Origin of the sequence: Cohnella sp. AR92, assembly GCF_003990975.1 — a bacterium.
In the GTDB taxonomy this organism is placed as follows: Bacteria; Bacillota; Bacilli; order Paenibacillales; family Paenibacillaceae; genus Cohnella.
Genome location: NZ_RZJR01000010.1, coordinates 66,832 through 90,491, shown reverse-complemented (window position 1 = coordinate 90,491; position 23,660 = coordinate 66,832). Strand labels below are relative to the sequence as shown.

Below are 23,660 nucleotides of genomic sequence, written 5' to 3'. Positions count from 1 at the left end.
CGGCTCCTTTCGGCTCCTTCCCGAGATACTCCTGCCGGCCGGCGGTCAGAACTCGAGACGTCCTTTCCATCCCAGCATGCCTCCGGTTAGATTGACGACGTCGTAACCCATGGCTTCCAGAAGCTCGCAAGCAAGCCCGCTGCGGTTGCCGCTGCGGCATACCACGATCGTCTCCCGCTTCGGATCGAGCTCCGAATGGCGGGCGCTGATCTGGCCAAGCGGGAGGTGCTTGGCGCCTGGTATGTGTCCCGAGTTCCACTCATCCGGCTCCCGAACGTCAATGATAGACAATGGTTTCCCTTGCTCAAGCCTTGCAACGACTTCTTCCGATGTGATCGATTTGGTGAATTGACCTGCCATGTCGTTCTCTCCTCGCTTTTTCGAATGTTGATCCCAATACCCCACTAGGTATATTTTTGATCATAAAAAAAGAACTTGCTGCCATTGATTATATACCCCATAGGGTATAAGTGCAACTCCCTAATTCTGTCCCCTTAGCCGAGATGCCGAAAGCCAGCCGTATTGGGCTGGCTTGGATAGAGATAGAGATAGAGATCCTTCTAATCCCGTTACTCAGAATCTTATTAACCATTCTAGGATGGTATCCACGGCTTCCCTATACCTCTGCCCGATGAGCACGCCGGTGTGAGTGGTGTTCCACAGCCCTTTGTATTCGGCTCGGAGATGCTCGGCGGTCACCCTCCCCCGGCGATCTTCATCCTCGTCGTTAACCGACTTGATAACCAGACTCGGACAAGAAATGGAACGGCTGTCGATCGATATTCCCTTCGATTCGGGCGTAAAGATAAACGCATTGAATGCATGGGACGATTCCATCGCCAGGTACTTTCTCTGAAAAGCAATGTCTTCTTCCGTCTCATCGATGCTGGAGAGCTCCTCCCGGGTCGGGGCCGGCACGACGATATCCCGGATTGCCCCTCCAAGCTCCTTGTAGGGTACCGCTTCGAATACCTCTCGGCTGATGACCGAGTCGATCAGCACCAGCCCGGCAACCTCCGCGGTCTCCGCCAGCTTCTCGCTTAGAATCCCGCCCATGCTGAATCCGACAAGAATCGGCGGGGCATCGCATTCCGCGACCGCCTCCGCAATGACTTCCTTGATGTCCTCCAGATAATCCTCGAACGTTATTCTCGTCATATCCAGCTGCCTGCTTCGGTAATGGCTTCTCAAGTTCATGACATAGCAATTCCACCCCTCGTTCACAAAATGGGGAATGTATTTGCTCCACATCCAGCTTCCCGTGTACGCCCCGTGTACAAAGAGCAAAGGAGGTCTTCGTCCAGCTCCCTTCGAAAGCTCCTCCCCCTCGAAGATCTCCAGAAACAAATCGTTCTCTCCGACATACGACTCCCTGTGATCCGGCAATTCTCTAACAAAGTCCCTCATGATCATGACCCCTCCTATTTAGTTTGATGTCAAACTATTTGAGCAAAAAAAACTAGAAGTTGCCGTAAATCTTTTTAAGGACGTTAAGCAAATCCTGTTTTTCTTTCTCCGTGACATTTAAATAAAACACGTCCAACATGTCTTTGGATATGGACTCGAAGATCGGCTGCAGACCGGCTCCCTTAGGGGTTAAAGCCGCATAGACAATCCTCGAATCCTCTCGATCTCTTTCCTTCGTTACGTAGCCGAGCCGGACCAGCTTGTCGACGAGTGCCGTGACGGTGGACTTGTCCTTATTGATCCTTCTGGCGATGTCCGCCATCGTGAGTCGGGGAGTCTTAAAAAGCGCATAGAAAATATCGCCATGCGAAGTGCCGATTCCGCTCACTCCATGGTTCTCCATCTCCGACGCGATAAACCGGTTCACTTTCTCTCTAATCTTAGAAATCAACGAAATGGCATCTCTGGTTTCCATAACCCCATTATGGTTTGATATCAAACCATTGTCAATTTAAAGTTAATCCCGCCCACCGAATGCTCTTGTTATACAATTCCTCCTGGAGCTTGGAGTCGTAGGACACCGGAACCGTACGCCGGGCTTGTCCTTTCGCATAAAATTTCCCGCTTACCGAATTCATATCCGGCGAAGACGCCATGTATAGGGACATGCGAGCCCCCTGTTCGGGCGTACTCATGAACAGCTTCATTAGCGGTCTTGCGAAAGCCGGAGCCATCCTTGCGGATTGAGGCGTGTAGATGACTCCAGGATGAAGCGCATTGACGGTAATCCCGCTTCCCGCCAGCCGTTCGGCAAGGGTATAAGTCATCATCAGAACGGCTACTTTCGCTTCTTTATAGGCCGTCATGCTTGAATATCGCCGGGGCTGCGCCGATTCATCCGGCTGGAAGCGCTTGGCTTGCATGATGGAAGCCACGTTCACGATTCGGCCGGCGCCGGACGCTTTCAAACGATCGAGCAGGAGGTGCGTCAGCAGGAAGGGGGCCAGGTAATTGACGGCGAACGTCATCTCATAGCCGTCTGCGCTCATTTCCTTCTTGGCGAACACGCCCCCGGCATTGTTGACCAGCACATCCAGTTTATCGTACCGCTCTTCGAATTGCCGGGCTAGGCGTCTAATCTCTTGTTGCGACGACAAATCGGCGACAAGGAGATCGATATTCGCATTGCCTGTACGCCGAACAAGCTGCCGTCGGGCTTCCTCCCCGCGCTCGGCGTCCCTGCTTACCATAACGACTCGCGCCCCTTGCTTAGCCAACCCTTCGGCAGTCGCGAATCCGATCCCTGAATTAGCCCCTGTAACCAGGCCTATCTTCCCCGTCATCTTCCAGCCCTCCCGATTTCCATTAATATACTTAACAATACAATACCTCTCGAACAATCGTAAGTATCAAAAAAAGCAGCTGTCGCAGAGGGATTCTCTGATACAGCTGCTTGACGCTTCAGAACGAAATCTCGACGGGTTCTCCCGTGTATCGGAAGCTTCTCTCCTGAGGATTCTTCCGAGGCTCCATCAGCACGACGGTCAGATCCCGCTGCTTGTTCATCCCCGGATACTCCCCCTCTCTGCGATCTACGGCGAACGTCCGGCTCCGATCGTCCCAACGCATTCGCATGACGGCATAGCTTCCTTGCTCGTAGCGATAGCCGTCGCCCTCGTCCTCATAATAGTCGAAGGAACCATCCTGTCCCGCATAGATCCGAACGTACAGAGTATCGTCTGTGCGATCGCCCGCGAATTGAAGCTGCTCGGCCATCGGGACGATCGAGCCCGAACGGACGTAGACCGGTATCCGCTCCAATGGAGCGTCGGCTTCGATCGTTTGCCCTCCCTCGAATACGTCGCCGTTCCAGAGATCGTGCCAGGACGAGCCTTGCGGCAGGTAGACGCTCCGGGATTTCTTGGAGCCGACGATCGGCTTGGATTCGGCTTCGTAATACATCGGCTCGGTAACCGGGTTCACGAGGAAGGCCGGACCGAACATGTACTGATCCCGAATGTCGTACACGTTCGGATCGCGGCGGAAGTCGAACGGCAGAGCCCGCATCAGCGTGTAATCGTCCGAATAAACGCGCGCGGCAAGAGAATAGATGTACGGCAGAAGCTTGTATCTCAGGCGCAGGAAGGTCGACAGCGTCTCGTAGAACGGCTCGCCCGGCTCGCCGAAGCGCCATATCTCGCGCGGCGTATCCGTTCCGTGCGAGCGGAACATAGGCAGGAAAGCGCCGTATTGGAACCATCTGGTGTACAGCTCCCGATATCCCAGGTCCTGCACGCCGTCATCGTAATCCCCGCTCCAGAACCATAGATCCGGCTTATTCTGAACGAAGAAACCGCCGATGTCCAACGTCCAATAAGGAGAACCCGTCGCGCAGAAATTCAGGCCGTCGGGGATTTGCTTGCGCATCGTCTCCCAGTTCGCGGAGATGTCGCCCGACCAAGTGATCGTGCCGTACCGATGCTGCCCCGCGTAGGCCGAACGGGTCAGATTCACGACCCGCTTGCTATCCGTCGCTTGGCGCTGCCCCTCGTAGATGCCGCGGGAATGAAGGAGCGAATACGCGTTGATGAACTCGGGATCCAGGTAACGCTTCGCTTCTTCAGTATTGATGCGCATCCGCTCTTCCGGATCGGGCTTAACCGCTCCTTGCCAATCCGCTTCGAACGGCTCCGTGCAATCGCACCACCAAGCGTCGACGCCATGGGAGAACAAGCCGTCGTACGCTTGCTTCCAATAAAGATTTCTCGCGCTGTCCGAGAAGGCGTCATAGGTAGCCCGATTGCCGAGCAGTCCGCCTTGCTCCGCCATCTCCCTGTGATTGTCGCTGTCCGGATTCATGATCGGCCAGATGGACACCATGAGACGAGCATCCATGCCATGCAGCTCGTTCATCATCCGCCCCGGATTCGGGAACCGCTCCGGGTCAAGCGTCTTCTGTCCCCACAGCTCGCCCGTCCAGGACTTCCAATCCAACACGATGCAATCGAGAGGCAGATCTCGCTCGCGGTATTCGCGGACGGTCTCGACCAATTCCTCTTGCGATGCATACCGTTCCTTGGATTGCACGTAGCCGTAGGCCCATCTAGGCAGCATCGGCGCCTTGCCCGTCAGGCTCCGGATGCCTCCGACGATGTCGTCCAGCTCGGGACCGTAGAGGATATAGTAATCCAACTCGTCGTCCACGTCCGTCGACAGGTAAGACCCGAAAGCATCGTCATGGAACGACATGTACGAATAACTGTCGATCAGGACGCCGTATCCCCGCGTCGATACAAGGACGGGAACGACCGCCTTCATGTTCTGCTGATAGAGATATTGGTGCTGCCCTCGCAGGTTGAACATGCCCTCCTCGTGGGATCCGAGGCCGTACAGCGCCTCTCCTTCGGCCCACTCGAACTCGAGCTTCGTCTTGTAGGCTTGGCGGTCGACTTCCTTCCGGATATGATCCGCCCTTACCCGCAGACCGTCCGCGCCTTGCCCCGTTTCGATCTGGGCGGTCTCGTCGAACACCGACACGGAGACGTCGACCGGCACGAGCGTCTTCCCGCCGCGGGAAGGCTCTCTGGTCAACAACCGGCCGTCCGAATCGTAATAAGCGAACGCGCACGTGCGCTTATCGATCCGCACTTCGATCTTAGCCGTGCGGAAAACCAGGATATCGGCCGTTTCATCAACCTCGTAGGAGGCGGGGGCTTGCAGCCCCTGTACGATCATAAAGCTTTCTTGTTGGCTAAACTCCGGCTCTCTCGTATACCGAATGCGCACGATCGCGTCCGAATAGGGAGTCAAGCTCATTTTCCCATCCGACGTCTCCAGAACAAGGCCTTCGGGCGCCGCGCTATGCTGAATGATTGGCATCGTATCCCTCTCTCCGCGTTACCCTTTTACGGATCCGCTGGTCATGCCCGCGATAATGAATCGCTGGCCGAGCAAGTAGATGATAATAACGGGCAAGATCGTCAGAATAATGTCCGCGCTGACCAAATTCCACGATTGCTGGAACTGGCCGAAGAAATTATAGACGGCAAGGGTCATCGGCCACTTGTCCGCGCTGTTCAAATAATAGAGCGGCAGCAAAAACTCGTTCCACGTATTAAGGAAGGAGAGAATGAATACCGTCACCGCCGCGGGCTGCAGCATGGGGAAGATGATGGAGAAGAACAATCGCTTCGGACCGCAGCCATCGATAACCCCCGCCTCGTCGAGCTCCTTCGGCACGCCTCCGATGAACCCGTACAGGATAAACACGCTGAACGGAATTTGCGTGACCATGTACAAGACGATGATGCCCGCGCGCGTATTGATCAGCTGCGACCACTTCATGACATCGATCAGCGTGAAGTAGTTGATCGGCAGCGCGATGCCTAGAATAAGGAACAGGTACAGGAAGCGATTGAGGCGCGACTTGTTTCGCGACAGGACGTAGGCCGCCATGGCGGAGAACAGAATGCACAGACCCGACGCAATGCCGGAATACACCAAGCTGTTCAGGAAGGATTGGCCGAGCTTCCCTTTCTCGATGACGGTGGAGAAATTGCCGAATTCGAAGGAATGCGGAAGCTTGAACGACATGGAGGTCGCTTCCGACCCTGATTTGACCGCGTTAACGACTATTAATAAGATCGGGATGACGGCGAGCAGGCTGATCATCCAAATCACGATATTCGATAGGACAGCTTTCATTCGTTTGTTAGGGCTCATCCGTTCTGTTCCTCTCTGGACATAAGCTTAACCGCGAAGTAACCTAGAGCCGCCATGATGATAAACAGGACGGTAATCAAGGCCGTTCCTACACCGTAGCTTCCAAGAGAAAACTGACTGAACACCTGCGTATAGACAACTTCCGTGGCATAACCCGGCCCTCCGTTCGTGAGGACGTACACCGTATCGAAGATCTTTAAGCCGTATAGAAGGTTGAGCACCGTCGTAACGGTCAATGCCGGCATTAGCAACGGCAAGGTGATCGCCTTGAACTTCATCCAAGCGCCCGCCCCGTCAATATCGGCTGCTTCGTAATAAGAATGGGAGATCGCCTGCAGACCCGCAAGCAAGATGACCATGATGTAGCCTGCGCCTTTCCAGACGTCGACTGCGATGATCGATTTGAATGCCCACTGAATGTCGGTAAGCCAATGCTGAGTCCATTGATCCAGTCCGATCGCTCTTAGCGCCTCGTTAATCAATCCATACTCCGGATTGAAGATCGATTTGAAAATGATTCCGACGACGAGCATCGGTACGATCGAAGGCATGAAGATGATGACGCGGTGGAAGCTTCTGAATCGGATTCCTTTATTCACAAGGACCGCCAGCAGCAGCCCGATGGCCGTCTTCAGAACAATGGTTGCGACCGTGAAGACGACCGTATTCTTAATGCCGTGCAAGTAATTCTCCTCGGAAGAGAAGATCGTTCTAAAGTTGTCGAATCCGATGAAGTGAACGGCTTTGGAGAAGCTATTCCAATCAGTTAAGGACAGGTACAACCCCATAAGACTGGGAACGACTGCGAATACGACATAGAGGCCCAAAGCGACGACGATAAAATAAAAAGGATACATTCGCCTAGTCATGATTCATTCCCCGTTCTTGTTCTGGCGTTCGACGAGACAAGGCCCGAAACTAATGAACAATCCGTTCGGGCCCCGTCCGTCGCGATGCTTATCGAATTACTTCCAATTCGGATCTTCCGCGGTCTTGGCTTGCTGCGCGCGTCTCTTGTCGATATTCTTGAGGACGTCCTTGGCCGTTATTTGCTTGCTGATCATGGCGACCATGTCTTTGCCGATGTCCATCCATTGCGGATTTACGTAGTTGATTGCCGTCTGATAGACGGTTCCCGTCTTCTTCCCGTACGTGTCGAAGAATGCTTTCTGTTCGTCGTTGTATTTCCCCGGAATCTCGCCGAAGTTCAACGCGGTGAACTTCGGCTCGTTATCGAGGAAGAATTGAAGGTTATTCTTCTCCGTCAGGAACTCGAAGTATTGCTTCGCTTCTTCGATATGCTTGGAAGTGCTCGAGATAAACTTGCTTGGCGCCGCCGGATTGACGTTCAGGTCTTGGTTGTCGTTGAGCGGAATCGGGAAGAATCCGTAATCCGCCGCGCTGCTTCCCGACACGGCTTTCTCGATCTGAGACGGCAGGCCGATATTATACACCGTCATGGCGTATTTGCCGCTGGCCATGTTCTTCTCCGTATCCGCGTACGTATTGGACAGCGCGTTGCTGCCGAAGTAGCCCTTCTGCACCAGCTCGTTGAATTGGTTGAGCGATTGCTCGAGCACCGCCGAATCGGCGAATGATTGTTTATTGTTAATCAGCTTATCGGCAAGTCCGGGATCCTGCTCCTCGTATCTGACGCCTAGCTCAGGGAACCAAAGAACGTGGTGCCAGCCATCGGAGATCGGCTCGTAGATCGGCGTAACGCCGGAGCCCTTGATCGCTTCGCAAGCTTTAAGGAATTCGTCATAACTCTTCGGGACGCTAAGACCGAGGTTCTGGAAAATCTTCTTGTTGTAGACCACGATCCAGCTATAGCTCGGATCCCAGATCGTAAGCGCATACACTTTGGATTTCCAAGTCGCCTGCTCGACGAATAGAGGATCCTCGCGTTTGACCCATTCTTCATTCGACAGGTCTACCGCATTGTTCTCGACATCGTACAGCGGTCCCAGATCGAACTTGCCGCTCTGGCCCCCGAAGATGTCAGGCGCCTCGCCCGCGGCGAGTTTCGCCTTTAGTACGTTGAGGTACTGATCGGAAGGCACGATTTGATAATCGATATGGATGCCCGTTTTTTCCTCGAACTGCTCGGCCAGCTTCATCTCCGGATCTTTGATCCAGTCTTGGCTCGCCAGATAAGACAAGGTAACGTTCTTCTTCTGAGGTGCGGAACTTTCGGAAGCGCTCGCGCTTGGTCCGTTCGACTCCGAAGCCTTGCTCGTGTTCTGCGGCGATGCTTCGTTATTCCCATTGGAGTTCCCGCATCCGCTGAGCAAACTTCCGGCCAGACCAACCGTTAGTAACAAACTCGCTGCTTTCTTCATTGCTAGCTCCCCCTTAACGTCTTTGAAAACGCATTCAGATCGTTTCAGCTTCATTATAGTAAAGCGCTATCATCGTCTCCATGCAGATGTTTGTGCGTTTCGTTGTACTTTTTTTCCGAGTTGACAACTTCTTCGCGCGAGTTGCACAATTGAGAAACCATTAACCAATCGGAGATCGGGTGAGCCATTCTTTGATACGGAAACCTCGTTCCATTCGCTCGATTCTGTTCCTCACTTATTCATCGATTATTATCATCGGCATCACGGTCCTGTTCGTGCTGTTCTACTCGTGGACGTCCAGCCTGCTCAAGACAAAGGCCTTCAACTCCATCTCCGAGCTGTCCGCTTCGCTGCAGACGCAATTGGATTTGGAGGTGCAGAAGCTCGACTCCGTGTCCGTCAGCATCCTGTACTCCAACTTGATCTCGGATCGCATCTCGGAATACGAGGCACCCGCCCCCGAAGAACCGCCGGAAGCCTCGACGGAACAGAATGTAACCGGAATCAAGAAGCCGAATACGGACTTGTACGATATCTTGGTTGCCTTGGTCGGTCCTTCCTACCCGGTGCAGCAGGTATACTTGCACCTCTTCTCCGGTACTTCGATCGGCGTCGGCTTCGACAATAGCCAGAAGGAAATCAACGTCGTCGGCCAGCCTTGGTACGATGCCGTCATGAAGAATAAAAGGAAAAAAGTATTGTCTCTTACGCAATCGGGAAGCGAATTCTCGAATCCGACGAATAACGTCTCGTTGTCGCTTTTCCGCTACTTCACGGATAAATTCAACACGCCGACGGGGATCGTCGAGGTTAAGCAGAGCTACAACAAAGTGTTCAGCGGGTTTAATCAATTGGCCAAGAATAACCCTTCGCTCGAACAGGTCATTATCTATTCCAATGCGGGCGAGATCATCTATCCCTACAAATTCACCGAACAGGACCGTCAGATTGTCGATCGTATCCGCAGTGGCTCGCCCGGCGATTTCCCGTACGATCAACGCACGTATATCGAAGATCCCGAGACCAAGGACAAGGTGCTCCTTACGCTCAAGCATTCCGATCTAACGGACTGGAACATCGCCGTCATGATCTCCAACAAGACGCTGCTGGCCCCGCTCAACCATTTTACCCGCCTGGCGATTCTTGTCACGCTCTTTATTCTTGCCTTTCTGATCGTCTTGTCGTATTTCGCATCCAAGAAAATCATGAGCCCGCTTAGCAAGCTGAACAAAACGGTCAAATCGATGAGCCTTGAATCTCTCGTGACCGGACCCGCTGCGGAGCTCAATAGCGGTCTTAACGAATGGGACCGGCTTAACGCTTCGTTCGTCAAGATGAACGCCCGGCTAAAGGACTCTTTCGACCAGCTGCTGCTAGCTAGGACGCAAGAACTGCAGGCTAAGATGACCGCGCTCCAATCGCAGATGAATCCTCATTTTCTATACAACTCGCTGGCAACCATTAGCGCGATGGCCTACGAGAAGATGTATGAGCAGATCATTGTCATGTGCGACAATTTATCCGACATGATGCGGTACATCGCCGCCGACGAAACCGCGCTGGTCGATATCCAGACGGAACTCAACTATACCGACATGTATCTCACTTGCATGAAGCTGCGTTACGGGGACATGCTCTCTTGCCGGATGGACCTACCCGACTCGATCGAGAACGTCCGGATTCCGAAGATCATGATTCAACCGCTGGTCGAGAATGCGTTAAAGTACGGCACGAAAACATGTCCGCCGTGGGAGATCTCCGTTCGCGGAACGATGGAAGGCAACCGGTGGACCATCGAAGTAAAGGATAACGGCCCGGGCTTCGAAGAACAAGAAATAACCCGCTTCTACTCGCAAGTGGACGACATCGAGAGGAACGGAGCGCTCCCCGCGCTTCGACTGCACGGAATGGGCCTTCTGAATGTGTTCATTCGGCTCAAGTTGCACTACGGCAGCGAGATGCTGTTCGAGATCCGCAACTTGCCGGAACGCGGCGCCATCGTCGTCATCGGGGGCCCGTTACTTTCTAACGATTGGGGTTGATGAAGATGAATCCGATCTCTGTCCTTGTCGCCGAAGACGAGCCATTGCTATTAAGGACGCTAGTTCATCAGATAGAGAGGACGGACCCCTTCTTCCAGGTTGTCTTCGCCGCCGGCGACGGGGAGAGCGCGCTCCGATTCGTGAACGACGTGCAAGTTCCCGACGTCATCATAACGGATATTCATATGCCCGTTCTGGACGGCATCGGCTTAATCAAAGCCGTCGAACGGGATTACCCGGCGGTTAAAAAGGTCATCATCAGCGGATACAGCGAATTCGATTATGCCCAGCAAGCGCTCAAGATGAACGTCCTCGACTATCTTCTTAAGCCGGTTAAGAAACAGGACCTCGATGACCTGCTCTCGCGGCTCAAAATTCGAATATCGGGGGAGAGATCCGCCATCAAGTCCCCCATTCCGCTATCGAATCGGCAGTATACCGCAGAGGAGATCGTCAAGTCGGTGGCCGAGTTCATTAAGACGAACTACGCCCGGGAGCTAAGCCTCGAAGATATCGCGAGGCAGTATAACGTCAACGCGCCGCATCTAAGCAAGATCTTCCTTAAATACGCCGGCGAATCGCCTTCCAGGTACATCATGTCCCTTCGGATGAACGAAGCGAAGCACCTGTTGTCGCTGCCGAAGGAGCTCTCCGTGAAGGAGATCGGAGAGGTCGTCGGATACCCCGATCCCTATTACTTCAGCCGGATCTTCAAACAATTCACCGGCATGACCCCGACGGATTATAGAAGCCGGTTCAAGCAAGCCTGAACGATAAAAATCCGGTCCCTCCCCGACATGCGGAGGAGAGCCGGATTTTTATCGTCAGTCGCCGATGACGCCCTTCTTCAGAATGACGTTAGCATAAAGAGCTTGCTCGCCGGTTGCCACGATCGCGTACGCTTGCTTCGCGCGCTCGTAGAACGCGAAGCGTTCCACTTCTTCGAATGGCGCTTCCAACTCGGTCTGCCGCCGCACGATCGCCTCGTACGTTCCCCAGATCGGCGTCTCCACTTGATCTCCCGGCACGACCTGCATGAGAGAGATCGGCTTATCCACGTACGCATCGAGCGGGAACAGCCCCAATATTGCTTCCAGAAGCTCCGGAATGCCATGGCCGTCGCTGCGCACGAGCCGCTGCGCATGGCTGGCGGCCGGGAAGTTCGCGTCCGCCAGGACGATCTCGTCGCTGTGGCCCATCTCCATTAACGTCTTTAATAATTCAGGGGATATAATACGAGGAATGCCCTTCAGCATGGCTCTCTTCTCTCCTTTATCAACCTGATTTAGACTTCCACGATCGCCTTTATCACCTTAGACTCCGGTTTGAGCCACTCGTCGAAGGAATCGATCATCTCTTCGAACGAAGAACGGTGCGTAATAAAACGGTTGATATCGAAAGTACGTTGCTCCAACGCTTCCATCACGTGTTGGAAGTCGGCGACCGTCGCGTTCCGGCTGCCCATGAGCGTCAGCTCGCGCTTATGGAATTCGGGATCGGAGAACGCGATGTCTCCCTTCACGAGACCTACGAACACAAGCTTCCCGCCGTGGGCTGCCAATTCAAACGATTGGGTCATGGACGCCGCGTTGCCCGTCGCGTCGAACACGACGACCGGGAATTCTCCGTCCGTCATGTCGGACAGACTCCTCTTCGCATCCGCGTTCAGCGCGTTGATCGTCTGTTCGACCTTGGCCCAGGAGCGGCAGAACTCGAGTCTCTCGTCGTTGATATCCATGGCGATCACTCGAGCGCCCGCAAGCTTAGCGAACGCCATGACCCCGAGTCCGATCGGACCCGAGCCGACGACGAGCACATTGTCGCCCGCGGATACGTTCGCCCGTCTCACGGCATGCGCGCCGATGGCAAGCGGTTCGACGATCGCCGCCTCGTCGAGCGTCAGGCCGTTCGCCTTCAGCAGATGCGCGATCGGAACGGAGACCCGCTCCCGCATGCCGCCGTCACTGTGTACCCCTAGCACCTTCATATCGGTGCAGCAATTGGTCTTGCCGTTACGGCAAGCGATGCATTGACCGCAATGCAGGTACGGGATGACCGACACGAGGTCACCCTGCGCGAGACCTGCTTGGTTGTCTCCGATTCGTTCGATGACCCCTGATAGCTCATGGCCGAGAATACGCGGATATTGGAAAAAAGGCTGATTGCCCTTGAACGCATGATAATCGGTTCCGCAGATGCCGATTCGCTTAATCGCGACGATCGCATGCCCTTCCTTAAGCTCGGGCTCGGGCAGCTCCGACGTCATTCCGAACACTCCGACATCCTCGCATACGATTCCTCTCATCCTCATGCCTCTCTTCTCTTAGACAAGTATATTTTCGTTGTATCGCGGCAGCCCGCTAACCCATGTGCGGCCTTGAACGGGCTCCAGCACTTCCAGAATGTCGTTCAGCAGCTCCTCGTCCATCGGCTCGTCGACCCAGCGCGCGTTACGAACGATGTTGTCCGGATTCGCCGTGCTCACTAGCGTCGTAGGAATGCGATCATGGCTCGTCGAGAACTGGATGGCCAGCTTGGCGATGTCCGCCCCTCTCGCTTCCGCCAGCCGCGCGGCCCGAAGGCAAGTTTCTTTGAGCTCCGGGCTGGCCAGATGCCAATCGGGCGTTCCTCGCGTGCTCAGCAGTCCCATCGAGATCGGCGAAGCGTTGACGAGGCCGGTTCCGTTCCGTTCCAGCAGCGGAAGCAATCCCAGTAAGGTCGTGTCGTTCAGAGAATAATGGCAATAGGAGATAATGGCGTCGACTTCCGTTTGAGGGAGCACCTGCTCGAACAGCGCGAGCGGCAATCCGCAGATGCCGGTGAAGCGGATTTTCCCTTGCTCCTTCAGCCGGTTCAGCGCGGGAATCGCTTCCTCCAGAATGATCCGCGGATCGACGAATTCGATGTCGTGCAGGAACAGAATATCGACGTAGTCCGTGTTCAGCCTGCGAAGGCTCTCCTCCAGGCTCGATTCGATTCTCGCCGCGGAGAAGTCGAACGTATCCACGCCATAGCGCCCTGCTTTGGTGGACAAGCAGAAGCGGTCCCGAGACGTCTGGGCGATAGCCTTGCCCAATACGGTCTCGGCTTTGGTCGCGCCGTAATAAGGCGAGACGTCGATATAGTTGATCCCCGCGTCGAGCGCGGAGTGAACGGTGCGGACGGCTTCCCCGTCGTCCGTCTGCCGGAACACGGAGCCCAGCGAAGACGCTCCGAAACTGAGAGCCGATACCTCTAATCCCGTTCTGCCAAGAAGGCGATACTTCATGATCTCACTCCGTCCTCAGCTTGTAGAATGTCTTCGCGTTATCCCCGTACAGCTTCGCCCGTTCCTTCTCTCCCCAAGCGGCCGGGATCGACGCTTCCAGTACGTCTACCACTTCGTCGTAGCTGGCTGCCTGCAAACAAACGGGCCAATCCGTGCCGAACATCACCCTGTCCTCCCCGAATAGGCCGACGACGTGCTCCACGTACGCTTGGAAATGCTCCGGTTCCCAAGCTTCGTGATCCGCTTCCGTCACCAAGCCGGAGAGCTTGCAATAGATATTCGGATGCCTCGCCGCCCGTTGGATCTGGGACGACCACGGTTCGATAATCTGCTCCGCGATACGCGGCTTGCCGATGTGATCGATGACGCCCCGGACGCCCGGAACGGCGTCGAGCAGCGCGTTAAGCGTATCCAATTGACTCGACTTGACAAGAAAATCGATAGGGATGTCCATGGCTGCGTATTCCCGAAGCGCTTCCACGTATTCCGGCTCCAGAACGCGGTTCGCGTCGGGCATATCTTGGATCATGATGCGAACCCCGACGAATTTCGGATGCTTGCGGTATCGCTCGAAGTGCTCCCGGTGGGAGGGGTCGGATAATTCCAGCCAACCGACCACGCCGAGAATGGAATCGTATCGGTCGGCCAACGCGAATAAATACTCCGTCTCCTCGACCGTGGGGGCTGCCTGAACGACGATCGTTCCGTCCATGTCGTGACGCTTCAAGTGAGCTTCCAGATCCTCAGGCAAGTAATCCCGATACAAGACGGGCAGTTCAGGCGTAATCCATCCGTAATCGGAACGGGACATTGTCCAATAGTGTTGATGGGAATCGATTCGCATTCGAAGCACTCTCCTCTCTATTGATCCTAATTTAACCCGTAAAATCGGAAAATGGAATGGCTAGGGATTGCAATTTTATATCCGAATTTGATATTAATAAAGCATACTCTCCTTATTGGAGGCCATCCGCATGGAACCGATCCGCAAACCGTTCGTTCTCGATCCGATTTTTCCCTTCGAGATTGTCTACAAGGGTGTCCGTTATACGGAGAACGAGCTGCCCGACCATCTTCACGATCTCTATGAACTCGTGTACGTCCATGAGGGCAAAGGCATGATCTTTATCGATCACGCCTTGTACGACAAAGAGCCCGGAGATTTATTCCTCATTCCGGGCAACACCGTCCACCGCTCGTTTCCGTCCGACGCCGATCCGATCGTCTCCACGGCCTTGTTCTTCGCTCCCTCGCTTCTGCAGCCTGAATCGCTCGGGGATGATTATGAGCCCTTGCTAAGCTTCGAGGCCGCGCGCGGAAGCAAGCAATACAGACTCGCGCTATCCCCATCGAAACGGCCGAAAATCGAAGGCATTCTCCGCTCGATGTCGGACGAATGGAGATCGAGAACGCCGGGGTATCGCCATGCGCTTCGGCTGTACTTGCAGAACCTGCTGCTGGAAGTCAGCCGACATCCTTCCTCCCAGGCGCCCTCGGAGCCCTCCGCCTTCGGTCCCCCGTGGATCCGGAAGGCCTTGCGCGATATCCACCTGGATCCGGTCGGATGCGGCGGACTCAGCAAGCTATCGGACGATGCCTGCGTGAGCGCGGCGCACTTCTCACGCGTGTTCAAACAGCACACGGGAATGAACGTGACGGACTACGTCAATGCGAAGCGGCTCATCCTCGTCAAGGAGCTGCTGCTCTCCACGGACGATACGGTCGAGACGATCGCGCAGGCCTGCGGATTTCAGGGCATGAGGCACTTCTATCAGATTTTCCGGAAGCTGACGGGAACGACGCCTTACGCTTATCGCAAGCAAATGAAATAGGATAAAAAACATGGACGATCCGATGATCGTCCATGTTTTATCGGTATGGCTTTTTTGCCCTCTGAATTAGGATTTACGAACGTAGAACTTGTAGACGCCTTGTTCTTCTTCATGCTTGATCAATTCGTGGTTCGTCTGCTTTACCCAGGCTTGGAAGTCGTTCACCGAGCCCTTGTCCGTCGACAGAACCTCCATCACTTGTCCGGATTGCAAGCCGTCCAGAGCCTTCTTCGCCTTCACGATCGGCATGGGGCAAGCCAGTCCTTTGGTATCGACAGTCAAATCCTTCTGCATCGTTGGTTCCTCCTTGGAAAAATGGGATTGATTTTATGTTGCGAACGTCGAGAATGAATAGCGGCTTTTTGTCCAGAATAGCAAGTGTCAATCGTTGAACGGTCGTCGGGCCGTGCGTTGCGACCATTCGAGATTCTTCCCTTATCGATGGATATTATACCCTATAGGGTATTGGTGCGGGCAAAAAAATAACCGCATGCTCCGTGGACGGTTTACAACAGAATATCCAGCCAGATCTTAACGACAGTGGCCGCGATAAGCAAGGCCAACACGTACTGAAGCACTTTCACCTTCATTTTCTGTCCGATCTTGGCGCCGATCGGAGAAGCGATAATGCTTGCAATAACCATAATAATGGAAGGAACAAGCAGCATGTGGCCGCCCATGACCTTGCCGACGCTCGAACCGATCGACGAGATAAACGTAATGACAAGAGACGAAGCAATCGCGACCCGGGTCGGGATCTTAAGGACGACTAGCATGATCGGGACGGTAATGAAAGCTCCCGCAGCGCCGACGATGCCCGACAGAATGCCGACGACCGCTGCCGAACCCGTTGCGATTCCCTTGTTGAACGTCAGCTTCGAATAATCGCCGCCGTCCGAACCTTTCTTCGGAAGGAACATCATAATGGCCGCTACGAGCGCCAATACCGCATAGGTCACATTAATAACAGAGTCCGGCAAGAACTTGGAGCCGTATCCCCCGATAAAGCTGCCTAGGACGATCGGAATTCCCATGTAGATGACGAGCTGCTTGTTGATCAAGCCGCTCTTGCGATAAGCGAAGGCGCCCGCAATGGTCGCGAAGAACACCTGAACGGCGCTGACCGCCGACACTTCCTGCGCGGTGAAGGCCGCGAATCCCAGCGCGGGAGGAATATACAGAAGCATGGGATACTTGATGATCGAACCCCCGATGCCGACCATTCCGGAGATAAACGAACCGATGAAGCCGATGGCGAACAGCGTTAGCAGCCATCCTAGATTCCAATCCATGTTGCCACTCTCCTATTCTAAGGTTGTTGAATACTCGTCAAAGCCATAAGGAAAGCTGTCGTATGTGACCTCCTCCCGAAAACATAACGTATACCCCTATGGGTATCATAAAGACTCGCGGCGATCCTGTCAACCCTCGTTTTCCCCAAAGCCTTCGTCGGCATGGCCTTCGTTTATTGCAGAATGCAGGAAAACGAACTCCCGAGAGAGAAAGGAGTAAAAAAGGCTTGGCTTGGAGGCTATGCAATGTTACCGTCCGATATCCAGCGAATCGACTCTAGCTTTCCGTTCTTCTCTCCCGTTAACGAAATGGATCTGCCGCTAATCGAGATCGTGACCGTGACCCCGAGTACCCCCCACTCCATACGGGAGGGCCATCTGCTTCGGCATGCCATGTTCGTTCTAAGCGGATCCGTACGCATCCATAAAATCGGCAAGCAAGGCAAAGAAATAACGCTTTACCGCGTGCAGAAGGGACAATGCTGCGCCCTCATGATGGCGAGCATCTTAGGGGAGACCCCCTATGAAGCTTCGGCTTCCATCGAGATGGAGACCGAAATCCTCCTTCTTCCTATCCCGCTGTTCAAGAGATGGATGGATACGAACCCGCTCCTGAAACCATACATCTTCAAGCAGATCACCCAACGGATAACCTCCGTAACGAACCTGCTGGAGAATGTGGCGTTTCAACCTATTCCCTATCGAATCGCGGATTATCTGATCAGACAATCCGACGAGAACGAGGCCGTACTCAAGATAACCCACGAGCAATTAGCAATCGAATTGGGAACGGCCCGGGAGGTCGTCAGCCGCTGCTTAAAGGACTTCGTCCAGAAGAAGATTCTTCTCTCCCGAAGGGGCCGCCTGCAGATCTTGGATCGAAGTCTCTTGCTGGAGACGTTGAATTCCGATGGATAGTGACTTTGTCACGGAGAGCTATGGCGGATTCCCGCTATGATGGATTCGAGTAATCCCGATTATCGAGGAGGCGAATCCTTATGAACTACTATGACAGCTCTAATCTGGACAGATTGCCCGAGTTGATCCGACTCGCTCCGCAAGCTTCCAAGACGTTCCTGGCTTTCGAGAACGAGATCTACCATGATCTGAACGCCCTTCCCTTGAAGACCAAGGAATTGATCGCCTTGGCCGTCGCCCACGTGACCGGCTGCCCTTATTGCATCGACGTCCATGCTCAGAAGCTCAAGAAGCTTGGCGGAACTCGCGAAGAAGCCTTCGAAGCCGTTCTGGTCGCAACCTCTACCCGCGCAGGAGCGATATTGAGCCATGCCACCCACTTCCTGCATTCTTTCGATGAGGAAGAAGGAAATGGGAGGGAAAAGACGGAAGAAACGCGGGCGTCCGGCGGTCCGGAGTGTTTTTGTTAGGAAGGCGATTTGTCAGGAATGGGGCTGCTAATAAACATAAGAAAAAATCCACAACCTCGCGAGGTTGTGGATTTTTTTCATTACTCAACCCAGTATTTCGATGACTGCTTGCGTTACGGCCAGCGTGGACTGAGGATTCTGGCCTGTAACGAGATTGCCGTCTACTTCGTGATGCGAAGACCAATTCGGGGCCGCCACAAAAATAGCGCCTAACTCGCGAAGCCGGCTTTCCAGCAGAAACGGCAGGACCGGAGCCAATGTCGTCTCTGCTTCTTCTCTGTCCGTAAAGGCATTGACTCTTTTGCCGGCAACGAGCGGAAGCCCATTCGATAAGGTAGCGCCAACCAGCGCGGCCGGTCCGTGGCAGACGGCGGCAACCAGCTTATTTCCTTCATAAAACTCGCGCAGCAGCGTCTGAAGCTCTTCATTATGCGGAAGATCGTACATGGCTCCGTGACCGCCAGGCAAGAAAATGGCATCGAAATCGTCGCTCGAAATGTCTTTCAGACTTACGGTATTCTCCAAATATTGCTCAGCCTTAATAATTTCCTCCGACGTGTCGGCCCCAATACTGCTCGGATCGACCGGAGCTTTTCCGCCTTGCGGGCTTGCCACCGTGATATCATACCCTTGTTTGAGGAATCCATCATAGGACTCGGCGAATTCCGACAACCAAACGCCCGTTGGCTTGCCTTCCTTTATCTCCGAATGACTTGTGATCACGATCAATACTTTCTTTGCCATTTCATACGCCTCCCATTATTCGTTTCGATTTCGATAGCCTCATTCTACGATCAATTTATATATAAAACAAATTATAAAATAATAACTAACCAATAAATATATTTATGAGTTTGCACAAAAAAATAAGATCAACCGTTCTCGACGGATGATCCTATTCCCGCTCTTGAATGATACTCATGATCTCTCTCAATTGATTCAGGTGGTTGTGCTTTGATTTATAAGCGAAAAACAACTCATTGCTTACCTTTAATTCTTCGAAGAGAACCTTTGTTTGATCCGTTTGCGCAGATTTATCTAGAATGTATGTAGGAAGGACGCCTATGCCCTCGCCATTCGTAATGGCCCTATGCATCATATGCAAATTCGGAATGACATGAGCCGGTTGAATGAGCGGCCGTTGTTTGAAGTGCTCCCGCCATATTCTTCTGATCATCGGCAATTCCAGCCCGTAACTGATCCATCTTTGCGAGGTAAGCCACTGCTCCTTCCGTTTTAAATTCTCCATTGGAGGGACTTCATAAGAACGGGGAGCAACAATGACAAATTGCTCTTCCATCAATTTCGCATATTCGACTCCCTGAATTGGTAGCTTTTTCGAAGTAACGACCAGATCCAATTGATCTTCCTTCAGCACCTCCAACAAAGATTCGGCTGTCCCGAACCGGGTAATGGAGCCGGTATTGAATTGTCGAAGCTTAGGAAGGATATGCTCGCTGTAAAATTCATGTGCGGATCCGATCCTGATAACAGAAAGCGCAGGTACGGAAGCGAACTTGAAGCCCAATGTAGCCTCCTCTAGCGCCTCCACCAGGGGAGCCAACTGCGAATATAATTGTTTGCCTCGTTCCGTTGGCACCATTTTTCTTGAAGTTCGGTTAAACAAAGCTCCTCCGACCTCCGCTTCCAGCGCAGCCAAGTGTTGACTCATGGCCGGTTGCGTCATGCTCCGGATCCTGGCAGCCTCGGAAACGGAATGATTCTTGTAAATATGGATAAAGCTTCTGTACCATTCAAAGTCCGCCACGTCCTGTGCTCCTTTGGGTTATGCCTTCTTTTGCTATCATACCATACCCGATGAGCTTGCCAGAACCTCTTCGACCGAAGCTGCGGATTCCTCCGAGAAGGCAGCCACCGCGGCGACTTCTTGTACGTCGCTTTTCACCTTTTGAAGCGTACGATACTGCAGGGTTCCGAAGATTAGACACCGTCTTCATACATTTACCTACCATGTCTATATTAGTAATTTTCTATTATAGAAGTTATATATATTCGAGGTAGGAGGAGAAGCTAACTTGAAGAATCACTCGAAAAGCAAGCTGTTCATTACACTGTTGTCTTCATTTATTTTGGTTTCCGGCGCCATCGTCCCGAACTTCCAAGCGCTAGCCCATGCACAGGGAGCCCCATCTTCCGAGAAACTCCGGAAGACGTTGTGGACGGACGATAGAAATACGGCAGAGCCGATCATCGAAGTCCCGGAAGGACTTGCCTCGGAACCCATCGCGCTCCCTAATAGCGACCGCACGACGCCCAAAGCCGACAGCATCATCGTGAAAATCAAAAATGGAGCGAACTCGGTTTCGCTCGCCAAGACTTACGGTTTGGAGTCGGCACAACCGCTGCCGGGAACCGGCACCGAGCTCTTGAAGCTGCCCGAAGGCGCAGATATCGACGCCATTCTCTCGAAGCTGGCGTCCGATCCAAGCGTTGTGTTCGCGGAGCCGAACAATCAGGTCCTCACATCGAACCTGACGCCCCCCGTCTCGCAGGGGCTTGAGACATCCAGTAGCGAGGCCGAATCTGTTCCTTCAGATTCGGAGGATTCCTTCCCGAACGATCCTTTGTTCCCACAACAGTGGGGGCTGCAGAACACGCTCGACAATACAGGGGATTTTCCTAGTGTAGCGAATGTCGACATCGACGCGCCAGAAGCCTGGTCGGTTATGAAAGATAATAGCAAGGAAGTTGTTGTCGCGGTAATCAGCGACGGCGTGGATATTAATCATCCCGATCTGGCGGATAACATCTGGACGAATCCCAAGGAAATCGCGGACAACGGCATCGATGACGACGGTAACGGATTTGTCGACGACGTCCACGGATGGGACTTCTTCAATGATGATAACAACACTAACGACAATAACGACCTGCCCTATCAAGGAACAGCGATGACGGGCATTATAGCCGCCTCTATTAACAACTCTATCGGGATCGCCGGGATCGCCCCGAATGCGAAAATATTACCGATCAAAACGTTTTCTTATACGTATAGGGGAGGTTCCTTCGCCCAAATCGCCAGCGGTATTGCTTACGCCGAGCAGATGGGCGCCGACATCGCTGTCCTGGATTTTGCTTCTTGGGAACCGAGCGAACTGATCTATGACCTTCTTAAAGATTCCAATATGCTATTCGTCGCGCCCAGCGGTGATATGATAGAGAACCGGGATCAAACCCCCATGTATCCGGCATCTTACGACCTTCCCAATCTGCTGACGGTCATGGGTACGATTCGAGATGGCGCACTCTATAGTGCCTTCGGCAAAAATAGCGTTGATATCGCTGCGCCTGCTGCTGAGGTGTTATCTACCACGCCTTCGGACAACTTTGCATTCGCCGCGCAGATCGATACCGGCACGTACAAGGCGATTTTTAACGGGTTGGGCTATGAATGGTTTAATTCATCTTACCAAACCGATTCCGCCAAAGCGGCACTCGATTACTTAGCCGAAGGCATCGACAACCCATCCATTTTGCTTGTTCAGGACGACAATTCATTAAACGCGACTGATCCGTCAGAGATAGATTTTAAGGGACTGTACCAGGGTTTACTTCTGTCTGCCGGTTATGATTTAGATGCGAATTGGATTCCCGATGATGAACAGCAAGGAACCTTCCAGGTCGTTACTGTCCCGAAGGGTGAGAGCGGTCCATCTCTTGAGACCATGGAGCAATACGATATTGTGGTATGGTTCACCGGCAACGCCATTGGTGGTGGCAGCAACGTTGTTCCGGTACTGAGCGAGTCCGACAAAGCGAGCTTAACGGATTACATGAATGCCGGCGGCAGACTTCTCCTATCAGGGAAGGAGGCGCTATCCGGGAACGAAAAGTCCTCTTTCGTCACGGACATGCTTCATCTAGAATATCTGCATACAGGACTCGGAGCAACAGGGTTCAACAATAATATGTTGCTAGGCGTGGACGGTACCATCTATGCCGGCCAAGAAATCCCAATGCCGGAGATCTATGATGGCGAAGTTATCGCTGCCATAGATTCTTACGCTCAAACCAATCTGCTCCTTGATAATCCGGACTACGATCTAATCTTCGCCCCTTCATCTGAAGCAACCGCGCACGCTGCCGGAGTTGCAGCTTTGATACTCGGTCAGAATCCGAAGTACGATCCGAAAATGGTTATTCAACGTTTAATGAATAGCGGGAAGAAAATCAGTTCCTTAGTAAATATGAACATGTCCGGCAGCATGGTTGATGCTTATCGTGCACTGTCTGACAAAGATATCCCAGGCACTCCGCTCCAGGACTTAGAAGTGAGCGATTACCTGGACGAAACAACCGATCCAGACCGCGTCTATGCGATTGATCTACATGCAGGCGAGACCATTAAGGCAAAGTTGACCGGCGATGAGGGAACAGACTTCGATCTGTATCTCTACGATCCTACTGCCACTACCATCGGAGGCAAAACCGGTATTGTCGCTTCTTCCGAAACGAAAAACACGTCTACCGAACAGCTTTCTTATTTGGTTACAGAGGCTGGCACCTATTATCTTAACGTCTATGCATTCGGGGGATCGGGCAACTTCACCCTGGGTCTACAGGACGGCAATCCTCTTGGCACCTATGAAGAGGATTCGAACGCAGTTTATTTCACTGGGGATTGGAAATCCATAGATGACTCGGATCTGTCCGGCGGTCACTTGAAGCGTCTCGACGGTCCGGGTACGGTCGAATTCACCCTTGATGACAACTACATTGAATGGATCGGGACTAAGAATGCGGAACAAGGGATTGCCAACGTCTATATCGACGGCGACTTCGTCACCTCCGTATCCTTGTATAGCGCAACCGAGTTGAAACAGCAGACACTCTTCAAGAAAGTCCTCGGCAACAGGAAGCATACGATCAAGATCGAGTGGACGGGCAATACCGACCCGAAAGATCGGACGAAGACTTCCGCATTCGTCAACGTCGACGCGTTCGTCGTCAAGCATCTCGTTCAAGATTCCGACTTCTACAAGGTACTCTACGACGGCGCGTGGTTAACGAACTTCAGTTCTTTATATTTAGGTCAATCCGCCACAACATCCATTGCGAAAGACAGCTACTGTGAGCTGACATTCGTCGGAAAGAAGGTTCGTCTCTACGCGCCTCGCGGCGTCAATCGCGGCATCGCGGATATCTATATCGACGGAAAGTTAGTAGATTCGGTAGATTTGTATTCGCCAACCAGGCAGTATCAAACCGTCAGCTTCGAATCGGAATTGCTATCCGAAGGGACGCACACCATCCGCATCGTGAACAGCGGCAAGAAGAACGTCGACTCTACCAGCACGGCCATCTCGATCGACGCGTTCCACATCGAATAAGGAAATGAGGGAACTA

Annotated in this window: 22 protein-coding genes; 6 read left to right on the top strand and 16 right to left on the bottom strand. The window is 53.2% G+C overall.

Translation table 11 applies throughout. The annotated features are described in order from the left end of the window. Positions 1-45: 45 nt before the first annotated feature. The 8 genes from ELR57_RS17660 to ELR57_RS17625 form a co-directional block, all read right to left on the bottom strand. Positions 46-360, bottom strand: a complete 315-nt coding sequence (locus ELR57_RS17660; RefSeq protein ID WP_126960408.1) for a rhodanese-like domain-containing protein — start codon at positions 358-360, stop codon at positions 46-48. Between the two features lie 213 nt (positions 361-573). Further along, complete coding sequence (locus tag ELR57_RS17655; RefSeq protein WP_126960407.1) at positions 574-1,407, bottom strand: alpha/beta hydrolase; 834 nt, start codon at positions 1,405-1,407, stop codon at positions 574-576. Positions 1,408-1,459: 52 nt separating this feature from the next. Further along, entirely contained in the window at positions 1,460-1,858 is a 399-nt protein-coding gene (locus tag ELR57_RS17650; protein ID WP_238162580.1) for a MarR family winged helix-turn-helix transcriptional regulator, read from the bottom strand. A gap of 55 nt (positions 1,859-1,913) precedes the next feature. Then, positions 1,914-2,750, bottom strand: a complete 837-nt coding sequence (locus ELR57_RS17645) for an SDR family oxidoreductase (RefSeq protein ID WP_126960405.1) — start codon at positions 2,748-2,750, stop codon at positions 1,914-1,916. A 118-nt stretch (positions 2,751-2,868) separates the two neighbouring features. Beyond that, a complete protein-coding gene (locus ELR57_RS17640) occupies positions 2,869-5,286 on the bottom strand; it encodes a glycoside hydrolase family 31 protein (RefSeq protein ID WP_126960404.1) in 2,418 nt (805 codons plus the stop codon). Positions 5,287-5,304: 18 nt separating this feature from the next. Then, positions 5,305-6,129, bottom strand: coding sequence for a carbohydrate ABC transporter permease (locus tag ELR57_RS17635; RefSeq protein ID WP_126960403.1), 825 nt, complete (start codon positions 6,127-6,129; stop codon positions 5,305-5,307). Next, entirely contained in the window at positions 6,126-6,998 is an 873-nt protein-coding gene (locus ELR57_RS17630; protein WP_238162579.1) for a carbohydrate ABC transporter permease, read from the bottom strand. Before ELR57_RS17630 ends, ELR57_RS17635 begins: the two co-directional genes overlap by 4 nt. A 96-nt stretch (positions 6,999-7,094) precedes the next feature. After that, positions 7,095-8,471, bottom strand: coding sequence for an ABC transporter substrate-binding protein (locus ELR57_RS17625; protein ID WP_126960401.1), 1,377 nt, complete (start codon positions 8,469-8,471; stop codon positions 7,095-7,097). Between the two features lie 191 nt (positions 8,472-8,662). On the opposite strand from ELR57_RS17625, the gene ELR57_RS17620 reads away from it, so the two are divergent. Further along, complete coding sequence (locus tag ELR57_RS17620) at positions 8,663-10,513, top strand: sensor histidine kinase (protein WP_126960400.1); 1,851 nt, start codon at positions 8,663-8,665, stop codon at positions 10,511-10,513. 5 nt (positions 10,514-10,518) lie between these two features. After that, positions 10,519-11,283, top strand: coding sequence for a response regulator transcription factor (locus ELR57_RS17615; protein WP_158630055.1), 765 nt, complete (start codon positions 10,519-10,521; stop codon positions 11,281-11,283). Between the two features lie 54 nt (positions 11,284-11,337). Here ELR57_RS17615 and ELR57_RS17610 read toward each other — a convergent pair whose 3' ends face one another. Genes ELR57_RS17610 through ELR57_RS17595 form a run of 4 tightly spaced genes read right to left on the bottom strand, consistent with a single transcriptional unit; the run spans position 11,338 to position 14,625 of the window. Continuing rightward, the gene (locus ELR57_RS17610; protein ID WP_126960398.1) at positions 11,338-11,769 is read right to left on the bottom strand and encodes an RbsD/FucU family protein; all 432 of its coding nucleotides are present in this window, start codon (positions 11,767-11,769) and stop codon (positions 11,338-11,340) included. A 29-nt stretch (positions 11,770-11,798) separates the two neighbouring features. Continuing rightward, positions 11,799-12,818: a zinc-binding alcohol dehydrogenase family protein gene (locus ELR57_RS17605; protein ID WP_126960397.1), complete on the bottom strand. Its 1,020-nt coding sequence runs from the start codon at positions 12,816-12,818 to the stop codon at positions 11,799-11,801. Positions 12,819-12,836: 18 nt separating this feature from the next. Continuing rightward, a complete protein-coding gene (locus ELR57_RS17600) occupies positions 12,837-13,781 on the bottom strand; it encodes an aldo/keto reductase (RefSeq protein ID WP_126960396.1) in 945 nt (314 codons plus the stop codon). 4 nt (positions 13,782-13,785) lie between these two features. Continuing rightward, a complete protein-coding gene (locus ELR57_RS17595) occupies positions 13,786-14,625 on the bottom strand; it encodes an amidohydrolase family protein (RefSeq protein WP_126960395.1) in 840 nt (279 codons plus the stop codon). A 130-nt stretch (positions 14,626-14,755) separates the two neighbouring features. Between ELR57_RS17595 and ELR57_RS17590 the strand changes: the two genes are divergently transcribed. Then, positions 14,756-15,613, top strand: a complete 858-nt coding sequence (locus ELR57_RS17590; protein WP_126960394.1) for a helix-turn-helix domain-containing protein — start codon at positions 14,756-14,758, stop codon at positions 15,611-15,613. A 66-nt stretch (positions 15,614-15,679) separates the two neighbouring features. On the opposite strand, the gene ELR57_RS17585 is transcribed toward ELR57_RS17590, so the two are convergent. Together ELR57_RS17585 and ELR57_RS17580 are read right to left on the bottom strand one after the other, a co-directional pair. After that, entirely contained in the window at positions 15,680-15,907 is a 228-nt protein-coding gene (locus ELR57_RS17585) for a sulfurtransferase TusA family protein (protein ID WP_126960393.1), read from the bottom strand. Between the two features lie 212 nt (positions 15,908-16,119). Continuing rightward, positions 16,120-16,905 (bottom strand): sulfite exporter TauE/SafE family protein, encoded by a 786-nt coding sequence (locus ELR57_RS17580; protein WP_126960392.1) that lies wholly within the window; start codon positions 16,903-16,905, stop codon positions 16,120-16,122. A 246-nt stretch (positions 16,906-17,151) separates the two neighbouring features. Here ELR57_RS17580 and ELR57_RS17575 point away from each other — a divergent pair, with 246 nt between their 5' ends. Together ELR57_RS17575 and ELR57_RS17570 are read left to right on the top strand one after the other, a co-directional pair. Next, complete coding sequence (locus ELR57_RS17575) at positions 17,152-17,823, top strand: Crp/Fnr family transcriptional regulator (protein ID WP_158630054.1); 672 nt, start codon at positions 17,152-17,154, stop codon at positions 17,821-17,823. 80 nt (positions 17,824-17,903) lie between these two features. Then, positions 17,904-18,293 (top strand): carboxymuconolactone decarboxylase family protein, encoded by a 390-nt coding sequence (locus ELR57_RS17570; protein WP_126960390.1) that lies wholly within the window; start codon positions 17,904-17,906, stop codon positions 18,291-18,293. A gap of 84 nt (positions 18,294-18,377) precedes the next feature. On the opposite strand, the gene ELR57_RS17565 is transcribed toward ELR57_RS17570, so the two are convergent. Together ELR57_RS17565 and ELR57_RS17560 are read right to left on the bottom strand one after the other, a co-directional pair. Further along, positions 18,378-19,037: a type 1 glutamine amidotransferase domain-containing protein gene (locus tag ELR57_RS17565; protein WP_126960389.1), complete on the bottom strand. Its 660-nt coding sequence runs from the start codon at positions 19,035-19,037 to the stop codon at positions 18,378-18,380. 151 nt (positions 19,038-19,188) lie between these two features. Further along, entirely contained in the window at positions 19,189-20,061 is an 873-nt protein-coding gene (locus ELR57_RS17560; protein ID WP_126960388.1) for a LysR family transcriptional regulator, read from the bottom strand. A 268-nt stretch (positions 20,062-20,329) separates the two neighbouring features. Here ELR57_RS17560 and ELR57_RS17555 point away from each other — a divergent pair, with 268 nt between their 5' ends. Then, complete coding sequence (locus ELR57_RS17555) at positions 20,330-23,644, top strand: S8 family serine peptidase (RefSeq protein ID WP_126960387.1); 3,315 nt, start codon at positions 20,330-20,332, stop codon at positions 23,642-23,644. Positions 23,645-23,660 lie beyond the last annotated feature (16 nt).